This is a genomic window from Clostridium tertium, from assembly GCF_017873245.1.
Lineage (GTDB): Bacteria > Bacillota > Clostridia > Clostridiales > Clostridiaceae > Clostridium > Clostridium tertium.
In genome coordinates, this window is the sequence record NZ_JAGGJY010000001.1 from 435,328 (window position 1) to 455,152 (window position 19,825).

Genomic DNA, 19,825 nt, shown 5'->3' on the forward strand with positions numbered 1-19,825 from the left:
GTTATATAAAAGATAAAAGAGGTGTTATGGTATGTCGTCTATATTGAAAGAAATTCAAGGTGCTGTAATGAAATATATTAATATAGTTGAAAAAATATTAATGGTTGATGTAGAAGTGGTTGATGAAAATTTAATAAGAATTGCAGCAACAGGAGCTTATAGAAATAGAATAGATAAAGATATATCAAAGCAAGGATATGCATATAGAGAAGTTTTAAAATCTGGAGAATTTAAAGCTATAACTGAACCAGGAAAAGATATTATTTGTAGTAGTTGTATAAAAAGAGGAAAATGTGAAGAACTATTTGAAATGAGTACACCAATAAAGTTTCAAGGAAGAATTATTGGTGTTATAGGCTTGGTTTGTTTTAGTAAAGAGCAAAAAGATCAGATACTTGCTAGATTTGAAAATTATAAAGCTTTTATGGAACAAATAGCTGAATTTATAAGTACAGCAGCATATGAAGATTTTCAAAGAAAAAGGGAAGATGTAGTAGTAAAATCATTAAATTTAATTATAGATAAAATGGATCAAGGAGTAATGGTTTTAAACAAAAATGATAAAGTAACACATATAAATTCTAAAGGTGTAGAATTAATTAAACATGTTGATAATTTTTTTATATCAAAGGTGTCTATTGAGCCTACAGGAGATAGCTTATTTCAGATGGAAATATATAAAGTATATATTGGAAGTCAATCCTTTCAATTTATAGGTAATATTTTTCCAATGGGACTAAATGATAATCAGTTTGATAAAATTTTCATGTTTAGGGACTATAAAGGATTTAGGGATAATATATCAGAATATACTAATATAAAAAATGTAATAAAGACAGAAAATATTTTAGGACAAACTAAGATAATGCAGGACTTGAAAAGAAAAGTAAAAAAAATAGCTTTATCAACTTCAACGGTATTAGTAACTGGGGAAAGTGGTACTGGTAAAGAGGTGTTTGCAAGATCTATACATAATGAAGGAAATAGAAAAGCGAAGGCATTCGTTGCAATAAATTGTGGTGCTATTCCAGATACTTTATTGGAAAGTGAATTATTTGGATACGTTAAAGGTGCATTTACTGGTGCAGACCCTATGGGTAAAATTGGAAAATTTGAACTTGCCAATAAGGGAACTATTTTTTTAGATGAAATTGGTGATATGCCAATATATCTTCAAACAAAGCTACTAAGAGTACTACAAGAGAGAAAAATAACAAGGGTTGGTTCAAATAAAGAAATTGATATAGATGTAAGAGTTATTGCAGCAACAAATAAAAATTTAAAGGAATTAATAAAGGAAAATAAGTTTAGAGAAGATTTATATTATAGATTAAATGTAATACCTTTTGAAATTCCTCCATTAAGAGAAAGAATAGATGATATTGAGATATTAATAGAATTTTTTATTAATAAATATACAAATTTATTGGATAAGAGTTTTGAAAATATAGTGATGACAGAAGAAGTAAAGAAGGCTTTTTATAGATATTCTTGGCCAGGAAATGTTAGAGAGTTAGAAAATACTATAGAATTTATAGTTAATATGATAGGAGTAGATGGAATAATAGATAAAGAAGTTATACCTAAGAATATTTTATTATGCGAAAAAGTTGAAAGAAGATTAGATAGCAGTGAAATTGTTCCTCTTAAAGAATTAGAAGAAATGGAAATAAAAAAAGCATTAGATATTTATGGTACAACAACAGAAGATAAGAAGATGATTGCTAAAAAATTAGGAATTGGGATAGCAACATTATATAGAAAGATTGACGAGTACAGATTATTAAAATAGTAAGTAAGAGTAAAAAATTAATTTGAAAATTTTTTACTCTTATAATAAAAACATAAAAAGTAATTATTGACAGCATATTACAAAAGTAATATTATTAAATAATCTACTTCTGTAAACAGTTACAAAAAGTATTTTTGGAGGTGTAAAATGACTTATAAAGTAATAGGAAGCAATGTAAATAGAATTGATGCAGTTGCTAAAGTTACGGGAAAGGCAAAGTATGTTGATGATTTTTTTGAAAGGGATATGCTTATTGGAAAGGTTCTGAGAAGTCCCTATGCGCATGCAAAAATAAAAGATATAGATGTGAGCGAAGCAAAAAAAATGGATGGAGTAGAAGCCATAATAACATATAAAGATTTGCCAAATATAAAGTTTTCTACAGCTGGCCATCCCTGGTCCTTAGAAGCTAGCCATAGAGATATCGAAGATAGACTTATACTAACAGATAAGGCAAGATTTGTTGGAGATGCTGTGGCAGCAGTTGTAGCAAAAGATGAAGTCATTGCAGAAAGGGCATTAAAACTTATTAAGGTTGAATATGAAGTTTTACCTCATATTATAAATCCTGAAGATGCAATAAAAGAAGGCGCACCAGTTATACATGAAGAAAGACCTAATAATATTTTAAGTCAAATGGGGTCAGAATCAGGAAATGTAGATGAAGATTTTAAAAATGCAGATAAATTTTTTGAAGGTATTTATGAAACTAGTATAGTACAGCATTGTCAAATGGAAAATCATAGTGCATATGCATATGTTGATGGTGAAGGAAGAATTATAGTTGTTTCATCTACACAAATACCTCATATAGTAAGAAGAGTGGTAGGACAAGCATTTGGAATACCTTGGGGAAAGATAAGAGTAATAAAGCCTTATATTGGAGGCGGTTTTGGGAATAAACAAGATGTAGTTTTGGAACCGCTAACAGTAGCAATGAGCTTAGCTGCAAATGGTAGACCAGTTAGATATACTTTAAGCAGAGAGGAAAGTTTTATAGACAGTAGAACTAGACATGCTATGAAATTTAAATTTAAAACTGCAGTATCAAAAGATGGTAAGCTACTTGGAACATCTGTAGAAAATTTAGTTAATAATGGAGCCTATGCTTCACATGGACATTCAGTAACTATGAGTTCAGGTGGAAAATTTAGACCATTATATAACTTTAATTCAATTAAATATAGTCCGAAAACAGTTTACACAAACTTACCAGTAGCAGGTGCAATGAGAGGATATGGAGCACCACAAATGTTTTTTGCTCTTGAAAGTCATGTTGAAGATATAGCAAGAGAATTAAATATTGATCCAATAGAATTTAGATTAAATAATTTAATTACTGAAGGATATGTAGAGCCAGTTAGCAAAAATATTGCTAGAGCTTTTGCACTTCGGGAATGTATTCAAAAAGGAAAAGAGTTAATAAATTGGGATAAAAAGAAAGATTTATATAAGAATCAAACTGGTGATAAAAGAAGAGGTCTAGGAATGGCGTGCTTTAGTTATTTTAGTGGTACACATCCGGTTTCATTAGAAGCTGCTGGAGCAAGAATAGTTATGAACCAAGATGGATCAGTTCAACTACAAATTGGAGCTACTGAAATAGGACAAGGCAGTGATACTGTATTTGGACAAATGGTATCAGAAGTGTTAGGGCTTCCTTTGGATATGGTACATGTTATAAGTAATCAAGATACTGATATAACACCTTTCGATACTGGATCTTACGCATCAAGACAAACATTTGTATCAGGTGCAGCTGTTAAAAAGGCCGCTTTAGAGGTTAAGGATAAGGTTTTACAATTTGCAAGCGATAAATGTGGATTAGATAAAGAAGCATTAGATATGGAAAATTGTAATATTATTGAAAAGGAATTGGGAAGGGTTGTTTGTTCATTAGAAGAAATAGCTATGGAATCATTTTATGACAGAATAAAATCTGCACCTATAACAAGTGATACATCTGTAAACGTTAGAAGTAATGCAATAGCATATGGTACAACTTTTGTAGAAGTAGAAGTAGATATGAAAACTGGACAAATAGAAGTATTAGAAATTTATAATGTGCATGATTCAGGCATAATAATGAATCATAAATTAGCAGAAGGACAAGTGCATGGTGGAGTTAGCATGTCATTAGGATATGCACTTTCAGAACAAATGTTATTTGATGAAAAAACAGGAAAAACATTAAATAATAATTTATTGGATTATAAATTACAGACAATAATGGATACTCCTAATATAGGCTCTGCATTTGTAGAAAAATTTGAACCAGCAGCTGGGTTTGGTCAAAAATCTCTTGGTGAAAATACAACAATATCACCAGCACCAGCAATACGTAATGCTGTATTAGATGCAACAGGAGTTGCCTTTAATAAAATTCCAATGAATCCTCAGTCAGTTTTTGAGAAATTTAAAGAACTTGGACTAATATAAGGAGGAAGAGACATGTTTGATATAAGTAATATTTATGAACCTAAAACTATGGAAGAAGCTTTAGATATTTTAGATAATAAAGAAAATATAAAAATTATTGCTGGTGGAACAGATGTGTTAATAAAATTACACCATGGTGATATGCTTGGAATCGAGCTTTTAAGTATAAGAAATATAGAAGAGTTAAAAGCAATACAATTAAATGAGAATGAGGATATAGAAATAGGAGCTATGTGTTCTTTTACAGATATATTTAGAAATGAAATAATAAACGAAAATATATATGTATTATCAGAAGCAGCAGTATCTATGGGTGGACCACAAGTGAGAAATATGGCAACTATTGGTGGAAACGTGTGTAACGGGGCAGTTTCAGCAGATAGTGCAACAACATTATTTGCTTTAAATGCACAGCTTTTGTTAAGAAGAAAAAATGAAGAAAGAATAGTGCCGATAAGAGAATTTTATTTGGGACCAGGTAAGGTTAGTATTTTTCCAGATGAAATATTAATAAAGATAATAATAAGAAAAGAAGATTATAAGGGATATAAAGGAAATTATATAAAATTTAGTAATAGAAAGGCTATGGATATAGCAATGTTAGGTGTATCTGTAGTTGGAGCTATTGAAAATAATAAATTTAATGATTTAAGAATATCCTTGGGGGTAGCAGCACCAACTCCAGTAAGATGCTTAAAAGCAGAAGATTTTGCAAGGGGCATTGAAATAAATATGAAAAATATTATAGAAATATCAGAAAAAGCATTACTAGATGCTAAACCAAGAAATTCGTGGAGAGGTTCTAAGGATTTTAGAGAACATTTGATAAAAGAATTAACTAAGAGAGGAATCTTAGAGGTAATTAAAAGGGCTGGAGGTGTAGTTAATGAGTAATGAATTTATGAAGAAAATAACTCTTACAATTAATGAAAAAAAGCATAGTCTAGAAGTGGATATAAGAGAAACTTTATTAGATGTATTAAGAGAAAGATTACATTATACAGGAGTAAAAAGAGGTTGTTCTGTTGGAGAATGTGGTGCTTGCACAGTATTGGTAGATGGAGTACCAATAGACTCATGTATATATATGGCTGTTTGGGCAGATGGGAAAGAGGTTTTAACAGTAGAAGGAGTAGAGAAAAATGGAGAACTTTCAAAGGTGCAAAAAGCATATATAGAAGAGGGTGCAGTACAATGTGGTTTTTGTACTCCTGGGTTAGTCCTTACAACTACTTCCCTTGTAAATAGTGGTAAGAAATTTACTGATGAAGAAATAAAGAGAGAAATTTCAGGACATTTATGTCGTTGTACAGGATATCAAAAGATATTTAACGCAACAAAAAAATCTTTAGAAGAATAAATAAAATTAAAGTAAATTAAAGCTAATTAATTTATAAAGCCTGGAGGGGTTATTATGAAAAATACCTTATTTATAAAAAATATAAAAGCTTTAGTGACATGTGACGAGAAAGATAATTTATTTGAAAATGTAAATTTATATATTGAAGATGGAGTTATAAAATATATAGGAAATGATGTATATGAGGCAAATGAGGTAATTGATGCAAAGGATATGTATGTTTATCCAGGACTTGTAAACAGTCATCATCATCTTTTCCAAACCTTTACTAGAAATTTACCACAAGTTCAAAATATGGAGCTTTTTGATTGGTTAACTACCTTATATGAAATATGGAAAGGTGTAGTTTCTGAATCAGTAAGGTACAGTTCTTTAGTTGGCATGGGAGAATTAATGAAGTACGGTTGTACAACCTGTTTTGATCATCATTATCTTTTTCCAGAAAAAGCTGAAGAAACTCTTATTGATGAACAATTTAATTCAGCTAAAGAGCTTGGAATTAGGTTTCACGCTTCAAGGGGAAGCATGAATTTAAGCAAGAAAGATGGAGGACTTCCACCAGATTCAGTTGTTCAAAAAATGGATAAGATTTTATATGATTCTGAAAGAATAATAAAAAAATATCATGATGCAAATGAATTTTCTATGAGACAAGTTGCTTTAGCACCATGCGCTCCATTTAATGTTACAGCTGAACTTATGAAAGAAAGTGCAGCTTTAGCTAGAAAATATAATGTAAGGCTTCATACACATTTAGCAGAAACAAAGGATGAAGAAAAGTATACTCTTGAAAGATTTAATATGAGACCTCTTGAATATATGGAAACTCTTAATTGGATCGGAAATGATGTATGGTATGCTCATGGAATTCATTTTAATACAGATGAACTTAAAGTTTTAGCAAAGACTCAAACTGGTGTAGCACATTGCCCGATTTCTAATATGAAATTATCATCAGGAATAGCAAGAATTCCAGAAATGATAAATTTAGATGTCCCAGTAGGGTTAGCTGTTGATGGAAGTGCAAGTAATGATGGATCAAACCTTTTAGAAGAACTTAGAGTTTGCTATTTACTTCATAGATTGAATTGGAGTAATAAAGCACCAACAGGTTATGATATATTAAAATTAGCGACAAAGGGAAGTGCTAGGGTTCTCGGAAGAAAAGATTTAGGAGAACTTTCAGTTGGAAAGGCTGCTGACTTATTTATGATAAATTCTAATAGGATAGAATTTATAGGTGCAGAATATGATCCGAAATCAATACTAGGTACAGTAGGATGCAAAGCACCTGTGGATTATACTATAATAGCTGGGAAAGTAGTTGTGAAAGATGGTAAGCTTACTACAATAGATGAAGAAAAAACTGTTTTTAAAGCTAGAAAAGCAGTGGAAAATTTATTTGCTAAAATATAATGAATATATAAAATTTCTTTATAAAGTAAATTAAATAAATTTATTATATGGAAGCGCTTACTTAAGAATAAAGGTGTGGGGATGTATGAATGGAATAATTTTAGCATCTGGATTTAGTAGAAGAATGGGGAAAAATAAATTGTTAATGAATATTGGAGAAGAAGTAATCCTCCAAAAGATTATAAGAGAAATAAAGAAAAGTGATATTTCCAATATAATTCTAGTTGCAAGAGAAGACAACGTTATTGAGATTGGAATTAGAGAAGAAATACAGGTAATAAAAAATGAATCTGCTACTTATGGACAAAGCCAGTCTATAAAGGCTGGATTAACAAAGGTAAATGCAAGTCAAAACTTTATGTTTTTTTGTGGAGATCAGCCATTTATAGATAGTAGTTCTATAAATAAATTAATAACTGCATCTATAAGACTTAAAGATAATATAATAATACCTAGGGTAAAAGGTAAAACAGGGAGTCCTGTCATTTTTCCTAAATTTTTAAAAGATGAATTAGAGGCATTAAAAGGGGATGTTGGAGGTCGAGAAGTAATAAAAAGTAATAATAGTAAAGTTATATATGTAGATATAAATAATGATTTATTTCTTCAAGATATTGATACTATGGATGACTATAAAAAATTCATTACAAATATAGAGGAATAATAAGCAGTTATCAAAATGATAGAAATTATTATTTTGATAACTGCTTAAATAATATTATTGAGTTTATATATGAAGGGTTACTTATTATAATGAAATTTTATAATAAGTTATTATTATTTTAATGAAATATTTGGCATAAAATATGCTTCATACATAAATATATATATCTTTAGAGATTAAGGTGGAGGGAACCAAGATGGATTATAGGTTTATATCTGAAGAGGTCATGAAATGTGCTGAGAAATACAAAGAAGATATGAGTGACTTTTTAAGAGAGATAATAGCCATACCTTGCGAAAGTTGTAATGAAGAGCTTAAGATAATGAGAATAAAAGAAGAAATGGAAAAGGTTGGTTTTGATAGAGTGGAAATAGATCCAATGGGTAATATTCTAGCTTATATTGGAACAGGAAATCATTTAATAGCTATGGATGGACATGTTGATACTGTAGGTGTTGGAGATCCAAGCCTTTGGAATTATAACCCATACGAAGGTGATGAAGATGCAGAGATAATTTTAGGAAGAGGAGCAAGTGATCAAGGCGGTGGATTAGTAGCCATGGTTTATGCAGGAAAAATAATTAAGGATTTAAATTTAGAAAACGACTATACTTTACTTATAACATGTACGATTCAAGAAGAAGATTGTGATGGGCTTTGTTGGCAATATATAATTAATGAGGATAATATAAGGCCAGAATTTGTAGTAATAACAGAGCCTACTTCATGTAATATAAATAGGGGACATAGAGGGAGAGTTGAAATAAAGGTTAGTACTAATGGAATAAGTTGCCATGGATCAGCTCCAGAAAGAGGAGAAAATGCAATATTTAAGATGGCCCCAATATTGAATGAATTAAAAAATTTAGATAATGATCTTATGGACAATGATTTTCTTGGTAAAGGTACATTAACTGTATCTGAAATATTTTACTCATCACCTTCAAGATGTGCTGTTGCAGATGGATGTAGTATTTCTATAGATAGAAGATTAACAGATGGAGAAACCTATCAATTTGCAATAAATCAAATTAAAGAGTTACCTTCAGTAAAAAAGGCAGAAGCACAAGTATCTATGTATAATTATAATAGAGAATCCTATACAGGGCTTTCTTATGAAACACAAGCATATTTTCCAACATGGGTTATACCTGAAGAACATGAAGTATGTCAGACACTTATGGAAACATATAGAAGCTTATTTAAGGTAGAACCTATTGTAGATAAATGGATATTTTCAACTAATGGTGTTTCTATAATGGGGCGATATGGTATTCCATGTATAGGTTTTGGCCCAGGTCATGAGGATCAAGCTCATGCACCAAATGAAAGAACCTGGAAGAGTGAAATGGTAAAGGCAGCAGCTATGTATGCATTGATTCCGACAATTTATATGAATAGAATAATTAATAAATAAATTAAAATGAAGCATTAGATATAAAATAAGCTTATAATAAGGTTATTTTATAAGTCTAAGCTTCTTTTTTTATGATTATAATAATTGTAAGACCAAGGGAAAAATGGTAACATAATAGTGTGAGAGGATATGACAATCAATAATATAATACAAAAGGTGATAGCATGGAAGAAAAGTTTATTGAAGACATAGCTAATAAAATAAGCGATGGAATTATAATTTTAAATTCTAACGACAAAGTAATTTATGCAAACAATTACGTAAGAAAAGCCTTAAATATCCAAAGTATTGATTTAGAAAAAGTAGAAATATCTATAGGGAAAGATCCAGAAGTTAATAAAATTGGGATAAAAGCTAAAGGGATTGATTATGACGGTATAGGAGAATTATTAGAAGTTGATTTTGATTCATACAACTATAAAAATATTATTATATTAAATAAGATTTGTAAAAAAGATAAATGTAATAATATAATTAAAAATAATGTATGGGGAGAAATAAAATTAGAATCTATAATTGGCGAATCAGAGGCTATGCAAAATATTAAAAGGAAAATTATAAAGATAGCAAATTCAACTTCATCAGTGCTTATAACAGGAGAAAGTGGTACTGGTAAGGAAGTTATAGCAAGAGCTATACATTCACAAAGCAATAGAAGGAATAAGCCGTTTATAGCTATAAATTGTGCAGCTATACCAGAGGCACTACTTGAAAGTGAATTATTTGGTTATGCAAAAGGAGCATTTAGTGGAGCAAGTAATAGTGGTAGAATAGGTAAGTTTGAACTTGCCAATGGAGGAATAATATTTCTAGATGAAATAGGAGATATGCCTTTATCACTACAAGTAAAGCTTCTTAGAGTTCTTCAAGAAAGAAAGTTTGTCAAAATAGGTTCCAATAAAATGATAAATTTGGATATAAGAGTAATAGCTGCAACTAACAAAGATATTAAAGAAATGATAAAAGAAAAAAAGTTTAGAGAGGATCTTTATTATAGAATAAACGTAATACCAATAGAAATACCAAATCTTTCAGAAAGAAAAGAAGATATAAAGCAGTTAGTACTAAATTTTATAGATAAATATTGTGCTACCTATAGCTTAGAAAAAATTTATATAGAAGACGATGTTATAGAAAAATTAAAAAACTATCCATGGGAAGGAAATATAAGAGAGTTACAAAATGCTGTGGAATTTATGATAAATTTAGTAGATGAAGATAATGTGATAACATGCAGCATACTTCCTGATAATATAGTAGATTATTATAATAGACATAATGAAACCGATTTAGACAAAATTGTAGATGGAGATTTTATAACTTTAGAGGAGTTAGAAAAAAGATATATAAATTATGCTTTAGAAAAATACGGTCATGATACTAAAGGAAAATCTAAGGCTGCTAAAAAACTTGGAATAGGTTTAGCTACTTTATATAGAAAAAGTTGAAAATATTTCATAGTATACTGTTTATTATATTTTTAATTATAAAGAAAATACGTTATTCTATATAAAATAATTATAGTATTTTATAAATAGTTTTTTATTTAATATATATCAAATGAATAACACTTAAGGAAGGATCTTGTTAATGAGATATAAATGTTTAATTTTAGATCACGATGATACAGTTACTATGAGTACCCCCAATATACATTATCCATCATTTGTTGAAGCACTTAAAGTACTAAGACCTAATACAAAATTATTGACTTTAGAAGAGTTTGTCCATAATTGTTTTAGTCCTGGATTTTCTGAATTATGTAAGGATGTATTAAAGTTTAGTAAAGAAGAGCAAGAATATCAATATAAAGTATGGACTAGCTATACAAAATCTAAAATTCCAGATTTTTATCCTGGTTTTGCAAAATTGATAAAGGAATTTAAGAATTTAGGGGGAATTATTTGTGTTGCTTCCCATTCAGAAAGCAAACAAATTGAAAGAGATTATAAGATTAATTGTGGAGTTGTACCAGATAAAATATTTGGATGGGATATTGAAGAAGGTAAGAGAAAGCCAAATCCTTTTCCAATCGAGGAAGCTATGAGGTTATTTAATTTAAATAATGAAGATATATTAGTAGTAGATGACTTGAAGCCAGGATTAGATATGGCAAAAGCTTGTAAGGTAGACTTTGCAAGTGCTGGTTGGTCTCATGTAATACCAGAAATAATTGAATTTATGAAAGAAAATTCAAATTATTATTTAACAAGTGTTAGCGAGTTAAGCGAGCTAGTGCTATAAAGAAGGGAGAAATTATATGAGCAGTATTTATCGAGATAAATACTGCAACTATTATTAATTTCTTCTTACTATTTGGTATTATAATATTAATATATAAATTGATTAAGAAATTTAGAGGTATTAAATTGAAAAATAAAGAAATGAGCGAAAAAATAGATTTCATTTATAATAAATTAAAAGATTAAATAAATTTCAAAATTAAGTGGTAGTTATAAAGAATTAATAGCTATCACTTATATTTTGACCATTTTATATTAGAGGAGTTATTAAAATTATATCAATCTTTTTGGGCTTATTGCTGCAATAAGGGAATAATTTCATAAGTTCACCTCGAAATATTATTCTTTATTATAATTATATTATAAAATGAATATATATGTAAATAAATGGCTTCAAATTATGGCAATATATATTAGTTTTTAAAATATATACTACTAAGGTATACATTTTAAAAGCTTTTTTTTATGTAGGTAAATTGCAAATTCTTTTTATACTCTAATGTATCAAAAATATATTTATTATATATTCATTTCTTTAATTTTAAGCATATATATTTAAATTTTTAGTGTATTGGAATAAAGAAATAGAATAAAAAAACTTACATATTATCATCTTTAATTCTTAAAATGATAATTACAATTACTAAATTGATAATAAACCTAAATTTAGTAGTAATAAAATTAATATTATATTCGAATAAGACTATAAATAACTTATTAATAATTTCTAATTATTAGAGTGTTTTTAATTAAAGTACTGTCGTAAGGATTTGCTATATTTTAAAATCATATAATATTTCAAGCTTACTCTTTTCAATAGACATATTAGACATTTAATATAATATATTTATTTGTTTTTAGAGTATCAATTTAAATATATATAAGAATATCAATTTAAATAATGTTTAAAACTGAAAAAGTACTTTAATAAAAATAATTAAAATAAAATTAAGTAAAAGAATAATTTTATGAAATTGGCATGGATAATGCTAAATATAATTTTAATTATATTATACTGGAGGGATAATAAATGATTTTAATTGGTAATGGTATAGTTATAACCCAGGATATTAATAATCCCATTATAAATAATGGAGCTATTGCTATAAAAGAAAATTTAATTATTGAAGTTGGAGATTATAAAATTTTAAAAGCTAAATATAAGGATTATGAATTTATTGATGCTAAAGGTAAGGTTATAATGCCGGGATTAATAAATACACATCATCATATATATAGTGCCTTTGCTAGAGGTATGGATGCAAAAGAAGAACCAGCAGAAAATTTTAATCAAATACTAGAAAGACTTTGGTGGAAACTAGATAAAAAGTTGACACTTGAAGATACAAAATATAGTGCTTACACAACATATATTGATTGTATTAAAAATGGTGTTACTACAGTTTTTGATCATCATGCAAGTCCTATGAGTATAACAGGTAGTTTATTTACTATAGGGGATGTAGCTAAGGAACTTGGAATTAGAACTTCATTATGTTATGAAGTATCAGATAGAGATGGATATAAAATAACTGATGAAGGAATAAATGAAAACGTAAACTTTATTAAGTATGCTAATAAAGATTCAAGTGATATGATAAAAGGCCTATTTGGACTTCATGCGTCTTTTACATTAAGTAATAAAACTTTAGAAAAATGTGCTGAAGAAATTCAAGGCTTAAATTCAGGATTTCATATTCATGCTGCAGAGGGAATATCAGATTTACATGAGTCTTTAAAGAGCAGTGGAAAAAGAGTCATTGAAAGACTTCATGATTTTAATATCTTAGGAGAAAAAACTTTAGCAGTTCATTGTGTCCATATAAATGATAGGGAAATGGAATTGTTAAAATATACTAATACAAATGTAGTTAATAATCCAGAGTCTAATATGGGAAATGCAGTTGGGTGTTCTCCAGTATTAGAAATGATAAATAAAGGTATAAATATAGGAATGGGAACTGATGGATATACTAGCGATATGTTTGAATCAATGAAGGTTTTCCCTATAATACAACGACATAATAGATGTCATCCAAGTGTAGCTTTTAATGAAACATTTAAGCTGTTATTTGAAAATAATAGAAATATAACAAATATATTTTTTAATAAAGATCTTGGGATATTAAAAGAAGGAGCTTATGGAGATGTGATTATAGTTGATTACAATCCTCTAACTCCTATGAATGCAAGTAATATAAATGGTCATATGCTTTTTGGATTTACAGGAAGATCTGTAATAACAACTATTATAAATGGAAAAATTGTTATGAAAAATAGAGAGTTAGTAAATATAGATGAAGAAAAAATATTTGCAGATTCGAGAAAAATAGCTCAAAAGTTATGGGATCAAATGTAAGAGTTCTTAATTATATGTTTAATAAGTTTTTTACGTATATGGGAATAGTAAAGTTCGTATTAACTTTAATAGAAGTGATAGAGTAAGTAAACTTATATCAAAATTTGTTAATAATTAAAAATTATAGTGATAGGAAGTCATATTAAATTTGTTTTAAGAAAGGTGGAACAATTATGAGCGATGTAATGAAAGTAATGTCTTTTGAAAAAATTCTTGAGATAACTCTTAAAGATTATTATACAAAAGGAAAAATATTTGGAATAGAAGAAAAGGATTTTTATAGAGATATTGATAATAGTATAGAAATGAATTTTTGCAGTGAGTATTTAAGATTCCCAGTAGGTCCTGCAGCAGGCCCACATACACAATTAACTCAAAACTTTTTAGCAGCTTATTTAACAGGTTGTAGATATTTTGAACCTAAGACTGTTCAAATAGTAGATGGAAAAGAAATGCAAGAAATGATAGCAAGACCTTGTATTGATGTTAAAAATGTAGGATACAATGTAGAATGGTCTACAGAATTAACAGTTGAAGAAGCAAAAGAAGAGTATATTAAAGCCTCTGTATTGTTGCAAGTAATGGGAATTGAGCTTGGATTATCTGATGTAAAAGATTTTATACTTAATATAAGTGTAGGATATGATCTTAAAGGAATTCAATCAAAAAAGATTTCTGACTTTATTGATGATCTTAAAGAATCAAAAGATACTAAGGCTTTTAAAGAATGTATAGAAGTATTAAAGAAAAATATAAATAATTTTAAAAAATTTAAATTAGAAGATATAGATAAGATAAGTTCAAAGATTACAAATATAATTACACTTTCAACAATGCATGGATGTAAAGCAAGTGAAATTTTAGATATAGCAACTCACTTATTATCAAATAAAAAGATAAATACATTATTAAAATGTAATTCTACGTTGTTAGGATATGATGCTGTAAGAAAAATATTAGATGATCTAGGATACAATGATATCGAGTTAAACAGAGAAGACTTTGAACATGATTTACAATTTGATATGGCTAAAGAAATAATAGCTAAACTATTGCAAATAGGTAAAGAAAATGATGTAACATTTGGAGTGAAATTAACAAATACATTACCTGTAGTTAATAACAGAAATATTATGCCGGGGAATGCTATGTATATGTCTGGAAAACCGCTTTATCCAATAGCAATAAATGTAGCTAAAAATATTGCTAGTGAGTTTAAGGACATAAATATGTCCATATCAGGAGGAATAGATAAAAATAACGTGTTAGATGTATTTAATACTGGAATTACACCTATTACTATAGCTACGCTATTTTTGCAACCAAAAGGATATATAAATAATATTGCTGTATTAAATGAAATGAAAAAAGCAGGACATGCACCTAAAGGATTAAATATTGAAGCTTTAAATGAATTAGCAGATAAGGCAAAGAATGATTCTAATTATAAAAACAAAGGTAATGGTAAAGTTTTAGAAGATAAATTAGAAACTTTTGATTGTTTAAAGAATTGTGGAATTTGCGTTGATGTGTGTCCAAATAGGGCTAATATGAGAGTACCTGTTGAAGGACTTTCAGCTAATTATCAAATAGCTCACGTTGAAAATATGTGTAATGAATGCGGGAACTGTCATATGTTCTGCCCAAAGGGTGGATTCCCTTATCTTAAGAAAGTAACTATTTATAAGAATTTAGAAGAATTTAATAACTCGAAGAATACTGGATTATTAAGAATTGAAGAAGATAAATTCTTATTACGAGAAGAAGGAAAAGAATATATATATGTAGTTAATTCAAAAGAAGAAAAGAGTAAATTAGAAATTACTGCTGAAACAATTTTAAAAGATTATTCTTATTATATTGATGAAGGAAATGCTTTAAAAGAAGAACGAAAAAACTAAGTATAATAAGTTATCAAAAAGATTTTTTATTTATAAAACACTAAAATTATTATTTTGATAATTGGGAGGAGCAAATTAAATGTATAGTTTTAAGCTCAATGGTAAAAATGTATCAGTAAATGAAGATATGGGTTTACTTGATTATTTAAGAGATATAGCACAATTGACATCCGTAAAAAATGGTTGTGCAGAAGGTGCTTGTGGTGCTTGTATGGTATTAATTGATGGTATAGCACAAAGAGCATGTATTCAAAAGTTAAGTAGATTAGAAAATAAAGATGTAATCACAGTTGAAGGAATTAGTGAAAGAGAAAGAGATGTTTTTGCTTATGCCTTTGGTAAATGTGGAGCAGTACAATGTGGATTTTGTATTCCAGGAATGGTTATAAGTGCAAAGGGATTACTTGATAAAAATTTAAATCCTACTGAAGAAGAGATAAAAAATGCTCTTAAAGGGAATATATGTAGATGCACTGGATATGTAAAAATTATAAAAGCTATTAATTTAGTTGCAGAACTTTTAAGAAATAATGAAGAAGTACCTAAAGTATATTGTAAAGGATTGGTAGGAGAAAATTTACCTAGAATTGATGCTGAAGTTAAGACTTTAGGAATTGGTAAATATGCAGATGATTTATATTTTGATGAAATGCTTTATGGATCTGCATTAAGATCAAAATATCCAAGAGCATTAGTTAAAAATATAGATACATCAAAGGCAAAAGCATTAGATGGTGTTTATGCTGTTTTAACGGCAAAAGATATACCAGGGGATAGATTTATAGGTCATTTAGTTCAAGATTGGCCAGCGATGATAGATATTGGGGAAGAAACTAGATATTTAGGAGATGCTGTTGCTTTAGTAGCTGCAAGAGATAAAAAGATATTAAAAGAAGCATTAAATCTTATAGAAGTAGATTACGAAGAACTTTCACCTGTAATAAATCCAGAAATGGGAATGAAAGATGATGCGCCTAAAGTTCATGAAAGTGGAAATATATTAAGTAGGCAATATCTAAAAAGAGGAGATGCTGATGAGGCTATAAAAAATTCAAAATATGTTGTAACAGAAAAGTATAGCACTCCACCAACTGAACATGCTTTTTTAGAACCAGAATGTGCAGTTGCTAATTATGAAGATGGAATTCTAACAGTATATACAGGTGGACAAGGGGTTTATGATGAACTTCGTGAAATAGGAAAGCTTCTAAACTTAGATCCAAGTGAATTAAGAATCAAAAGCATGCTTGTAGGAGGAGGATTTGGAGGTAAGGAAGATATGAGTGTTCAACATCATGCGGCACTTTTAACTTACTATACAAAGAAGCCAGTAAAAGTTGTATTAAGCAGAAAAGAAAGTATAATAATCCATCCAAAGAGACATGCAATGGAAATGGAATTTACTACAGCTTGTGATGAAAATGGAATTTTAACCGGAATGAAGGCAAGAATAATTTCAGATACTGGAGCTTATGCATCATTAGGGGGACCTGTATTACAAAGAGCTTGTACTCATGCTGCTGGACCTTATAATTATCAAGATGTGGAAATAGAAGGTATTGCCGTATATACTAATAATCCACCGGCGGGAGCATTTAGAGGATTTGGAGTTACTCAATCAGCTTTTGCAAATGAATGTAACATAAATAAGCTTGCAGAACTTGTAGGAATTTCACCATGGGAGTTTAGATATAAAAATGCAATTAGACCAGGTCAAGTTTTACCTAATGGACAAATTGCTGATGAAGGAACTGCATTAGTAGAAACTTTAGAAGCTGTAAAAGATGCTTTTGAAAATAATAAAAATGTCGGTATATCTTGTGCATTTAAAAATGCTGGCTTAGGTGTAGGCATTCCAGATACAGGTAGATGTAGAATAGTAATTAAGGATGGTAAGGCTGTTATAAGAACTTCAGCAGCTTGTATTGGACAAGGTGTTGGTACAATAGCAACACAAATTCTTTGTGAAACTACAGGAATAGATCCAAAGGAAGTTTCAGTAGATAATCCAGATACTTTTACTACACCAAACTCAGGAACAACAACAGCTTCAAGACAAACTGTATTTACAGGAGAAGCAACAAGAGCAGCAGCTCTGAAACTAAAAGATGCTTTAAAGGATAAAGTTTTGGGGGAGCTTGAGGGTGAAGAATTCTATGGAGAATATGTTTCAGATACAGATCCAATGGGGAGTACAAAGCCTAATCCAGTAAGTCACGTTGCTTATGGATATGCAACTCAAGTAGTAGTTTTAGATGATAATGGTAAGGTAATGAAAGTAGTTGCAGCTCATGATATTGGAAGAGCTGTAAATCCTATAGCTGTAGAAGGTCAAATTGAAGGTGGAGTGGTTATGGGACTTGGATATGCTTTAACAGAAGATTATCCATTAAAGAATGGAGTTCCATTAGCTAAATTGGGAACCTTAGGATTATTTAGATCAACAGGAGTTCCAGAAATAGAAACCATATTAATTGAAAAGAATAAATCTAGCTTAGCATATGGAGCAAAAGGCGTTGGAGAAATTGTTGTTGTTCCAGCTGCTCCAGCAATGCAAGGGGCATACTACAAGTTAGATGGTGAGTTTAGGACTAAATTACCATTAGAAAATACTTTTTATAAGAAAGCAAAAAAATAATTTATAAAAATAATTAAATACTAATACTATAAAGTCATCTTTTTGAGTAATATAAGATAAATTAATTTATCATTTACCCAAAAGATGATTTTTTTATAAAAAATAATAAAGGTTACATAATTGAAAGATATAAGTAATATATATAAATACTACAAAGGAAAAATATAATAAATTTATAAATTGATATTAGGAGATGATTTTTTATGAGAAAAATAAAAGATGTTTTAACTGTTGTTGCTTTAGTAGTATTTGCTGGATATGATGAAGAAAAATTTAATTTGTAAAATATATTCAAAGTAGACATATTAAATATTAATTCAAATTTTGAAGCAGATTTATTTAAAAATTATAGTAATTAATAAAAATATTTTGAATTTACCTCATTATTGAGATATACTAATAAGGATTAGATAAATAAATTTTTATGTATAGTATAAATTGATTTTGTAGGGAGAATTTATATGTTTGTTAAAGTAGAAGACAAGGTAAAGGTATGGATGAAAGTAGCTTTTGTACTTACTATATTGACAATAATACTTATTCAGTTTAAAAAGCTATTTTCAGATTTTGATACACATACATTTTACATATATAAAGACAAGCTTTCTTTTATAAGTTTAAGTATTATTGTAATTTTAGGGTTAGTATCATATTTACCATTATCTTTATATGATTTTATAATTAAGGATACCTGTGATATTTCTTTAGATAACAAGAGTCTTTATAAATCTTCTTGGATTGCGAGTTCTATTTCGAGTATAGTAGGATTTGGAGGAACTGCTGCAATAGCATTAAAAAGTCATTTTTATTCACCTTATATTAAGGACAAGGCAAAATTAGTTAAAGAAGTTTCAAAAGTAGTATTATTAAATTTTACTGGATTTTCTGCAATTTGCTTGATATACTCCATTTTAAACATATCAAGCTTAAATAAGATTGAATTAGTAAAACTAGGTATTGGATTAGCTTCACTATATGCTCCAATAATTTTTATTTATAATGTATATAGATGTAGAAATAAAGAAAAACGTGAAAATGCTATAAAAACCATAAAAATAATGATAATTTCAATTTTAGAATGGATAGCAATGGCTTTATTATTATTTAGTATTTTAAAGTTATTAGGAAATACATTACCATTATCAAAAGTATTCCCAATTTACGTAGTATCTTCAGCTATAGGGATCGTTAGTATGATGCCAGGAGGAATTGGTGGATTTGACTTATCATTTATACTTGGGGTTAGTGCATTAGGAATAAATAAAGAGGAAGCATTACTAGCTTTAGTTTTATATCGCATAAGTTATTATATTATACCACTAACTGTAGGAGTATTTTTATTTATTTATGAAGCTAAAACTAAAATGGATAAAAACTATATTGATATTTTTAAATTAGTCAAAAGAAAAATTATTAATATAGTAAAATTTACAAAACAAGATAAAGTAAATAAAATTGATAATAATAAAGAAGTTTAAAAAGTTAATATATAAATATTAAACAATCCTTTAAAATATAAAGGATTGTTTTTTTCTATAGGTATCTTACAAAAATGAAAGATAAATGAAAGTTACATAAATATGTAATTAATTAATA

At 28.5% G+C, this 19,825-nt stretch carries 13 protein-coding genes; all 13 read left to right on the plus strand.

Annotated elements, in window-relative coordinates; all coding sequences use genetic code 11:
* The first annotated feature begins 31 nt into the window (after positions 1-31).
* Entirely contained in the window at positions 32-1,792 is a 1,761-nt protein-coding gene (locus tag J2Z25_RS02120; RefSeq protein WP_209737948.1) for a sigma-54 interaction domain-containing protein, read from the plus strand.
* Positions 1,793-1,939: 147 nt separating this feature from the next.
* The gene (gene xdhA / locus J2Z25_RS02125; protein ID WP_209737950.1) at positions 1,940-4,231 is read left to right on the plus strand and encodes a xanthine dehydrogenase molybdenum-binding subunit XdhA; all 2,292 of its coding nucleotides are present in this window, start codon (positions 1,940-1,942) and stop codon (positions 4,229-4,231) included.
* A gap of 12 nt (positions 4,232-4,243) precedes the next feature.
* Entirely contained in the window at positions 4,244-5,125 is an 882-nt protein-coding gene (gene xdhB, locus J2Z25_RS02130; RefSeq protein WP_209737952.1) for a xanthine dehydrogenase FAD-binding subunit XdhB, read from the plus strand.
* Positions 5,118-5,591 carry a xanthine dehydrogenase subunit XdhC gene (xdhC, locus tag J2Z25_RS02135; protein ID WP_209737954.1) on the plus strand — a complete coding sequence of 158 codons (474 nt, stop codon included), beginning with the start codon at positions 5,118-5,120 and terminating at the stop codon, positions 5,589-5,591. The genes xdhB and xdhC overlap by 8 nt, the downstream gene beginning before the upstream one ends.
* 54 nt (positions 5,592-5,645) lie before the next feature.
* Positions 5,646-7,007 (plus strand): 8-oxoguanine deaminase, encoded by a 1,362-nt coding sequence (locus tag J2Z25_RS02140; protein WP_209737956.1) that lies wholly within the window; start codon positions 5,646-5,648, stop codon positions 7,005-7,007.
* Between the two features lie 85 nt (positions 7,008-7,092).
* Positions 7,093-7,671 carry a molybdenum cofactor cytidylyltransferase gene (gene mocA / locus J2Z25_RS02145; protein ID WP_209737958.1) on the plus strand — a complete coding sequence of 193 codons (579 nt, stop codon included), beginning with the start codon at positions 7,093-7,095 and terminating at the stop codon, positions 7,669-7,671.
* A gap of 196 nt (positions 7,672-7,867) precedes the next feature.
* Positions 7,868-9,088, plus strand: a complete 1,221-nt coding sequence (locus J2Z25_RS02150; protein ID WP_209737960.1) for a YgeY family selenium metabolism-linked hydrolase — start codon at positions 7,868-7,870, stop codon at positions 9,086-9,088.
* Between the two features lie 164 nt (positions 9,089-9,252).
* Positions 9,253-10,536, plus strand: coding sequence for a sigma-54 interaction domain-containing protein (locus tag J2Z25_RS02155; RefSeq protein WP_209737962.1), 1,284 nt, complete (start codon positions 9,253-9,255; stop codon positions 10,534-10,536).
* Positions 10,537-10,678: 142 nt separating this feature from the next.
* A complete protein-coding gene (locus tag J2Z25_RS02160) occupies positions 10,679-11,332 on the plus strand; it encodes an HAD family hydrolase (protein WP_209737965.1) in 654 nt (217 codons plus the stop codon).
* A gap of 1,029 nt (positions 11,333-12,361) precedes the next feature.
* The gene (ssnA, locus tag J2Z25_RS02165; RefSeq protein WP_209737967.1) at positions 12,362-13,690 is read left to right on the plus strand and encodes a putative aminohydrolase SsnA; all 1,329 of its coding nucleotides are present in this window, start codon (positions 12,362-12,364) and stop codon (positions 13,688-13,690) included.
* Between the two features lie 173 nt (positions 13,691-13,863).
* On the plus strand, positions 13,864-15,591 hold the full coding sequence (locus J2Z25_RS02170) for a 4Fe-4S dicluster domain-containing protein (RefSeq protein ID WP_209737969.1): 1,728 nt from the start codon (positions 13,864-13,866) through the stop codon (positions 15,589-15,591).
* Positions 15,592-15,670: 79 nt separating this feature from the next.
* A complete protein-coding gene (gene xdh / locus J2Z25_RS02175) occupies positions 15,671-18,229 on the plus strand; it encodes a selenium-dependent xanthine dehydrogenase (protein WP_209737971.1) in 2,559 nt (852 codons plus the stop codon).
* Between the two features lie 461 nt (positions 18,230-18,690).
* Positions 18,691-19,707, plus strand: coding sequence for a flippase-like domain-containing protein (locus J2Z25_RS02180; RefSeq protein WP_209737973.1), 1,017 nt, complete (start codon positions 18,691-18,693; stop codon positions 19,705-19,707).
* The last annotated feature ends 118 nt before the right edge of the window (positions 19,708-19,825 follow it).

Coding starts and splice junctions, on each gene's coding strand:
- J2Z25_RS02120 (WP_209737948.1), top strand. CDS start 32: ATGTCGTCTATATTGAAAGAAATTCAAGGTGCTGTAATGAAATATATT.
- xdhA (WP_209737950.1), top strand. CDS start 1,940: ATGACTTATAAAGTAATAGGAAGCAATGTAAATAGAATTGATGCAGTT.
- xdhB (WP_209737952.1), top strand. CDS start 4,244: ATGTTTGATATAAGTAATATTTATGAACCTAAAACTATGGAAGAAGCT.
- xdhC (WP_209737954.1), top strand. CDS start 5,118: ATGAGTAATGAATTTATGAAGAAAATAACTCTTACAATTAATGAAAAA.
- J2Z25_RS02140 (WP_209737956.1), top strand. CDS start 5,646: ATGAAAAATACCTTATTTATAAAAAATATAAAAGCTTTAGTGACATGT.
- mocA (WP_209737958.1), top strand. CDS start 7,093: ATGAATGGAATAATTTTAGCATCTGGATTTAGTAGAAGAATGGGGAAA.
- J2Z25_RS02150 (WP_209737960.1), top strand. CDS start 7,868: ATGGATTATAGGTTTATATCTGAAGAGGTCATGAAATGTGCTGAGAAA.
- J2Z25_RS02155 (WP_209737962.1), top strand. CDS start 9,253: ATGGAAGAAAAGTTTATTGAAGACATAGCTAATAAAATAAGCGATGGA.
- J2Z25_RS02160 (WP_209737965.1), top strand. CDS start 10,679: ATGAGATATAAATGTTTAATTTTAGATCACGATGATACAGTTACTATG.
- ssnA (WP_209737967.1), top strand. CDS start 12,362: ATGATTTTAATTGGTAATGGTATAGTTATAACCCAGGATATTAATAAT.
- J2Z25_RS02170 (WP_209737969.1), top strand. CDS start 13,864: ATGAGCGATGTAATGAAAGTAATGTCTTTTGAAAAAATTCTTGAGATA.
- xdh (WP_209737971.1), top strand. CDS start 15,671: ATGTATAGTTTTAAGCTCAATGGTAAAAATGTATCAGTAAATGAAGAT.
- J2Z25_RS02180 (WP_209737973.1), top strand. CDS start 18,691: ATGTTTGTTAAAGTAGAAGACAAGGTAAAGGTATGGATGAAAGTAGCT.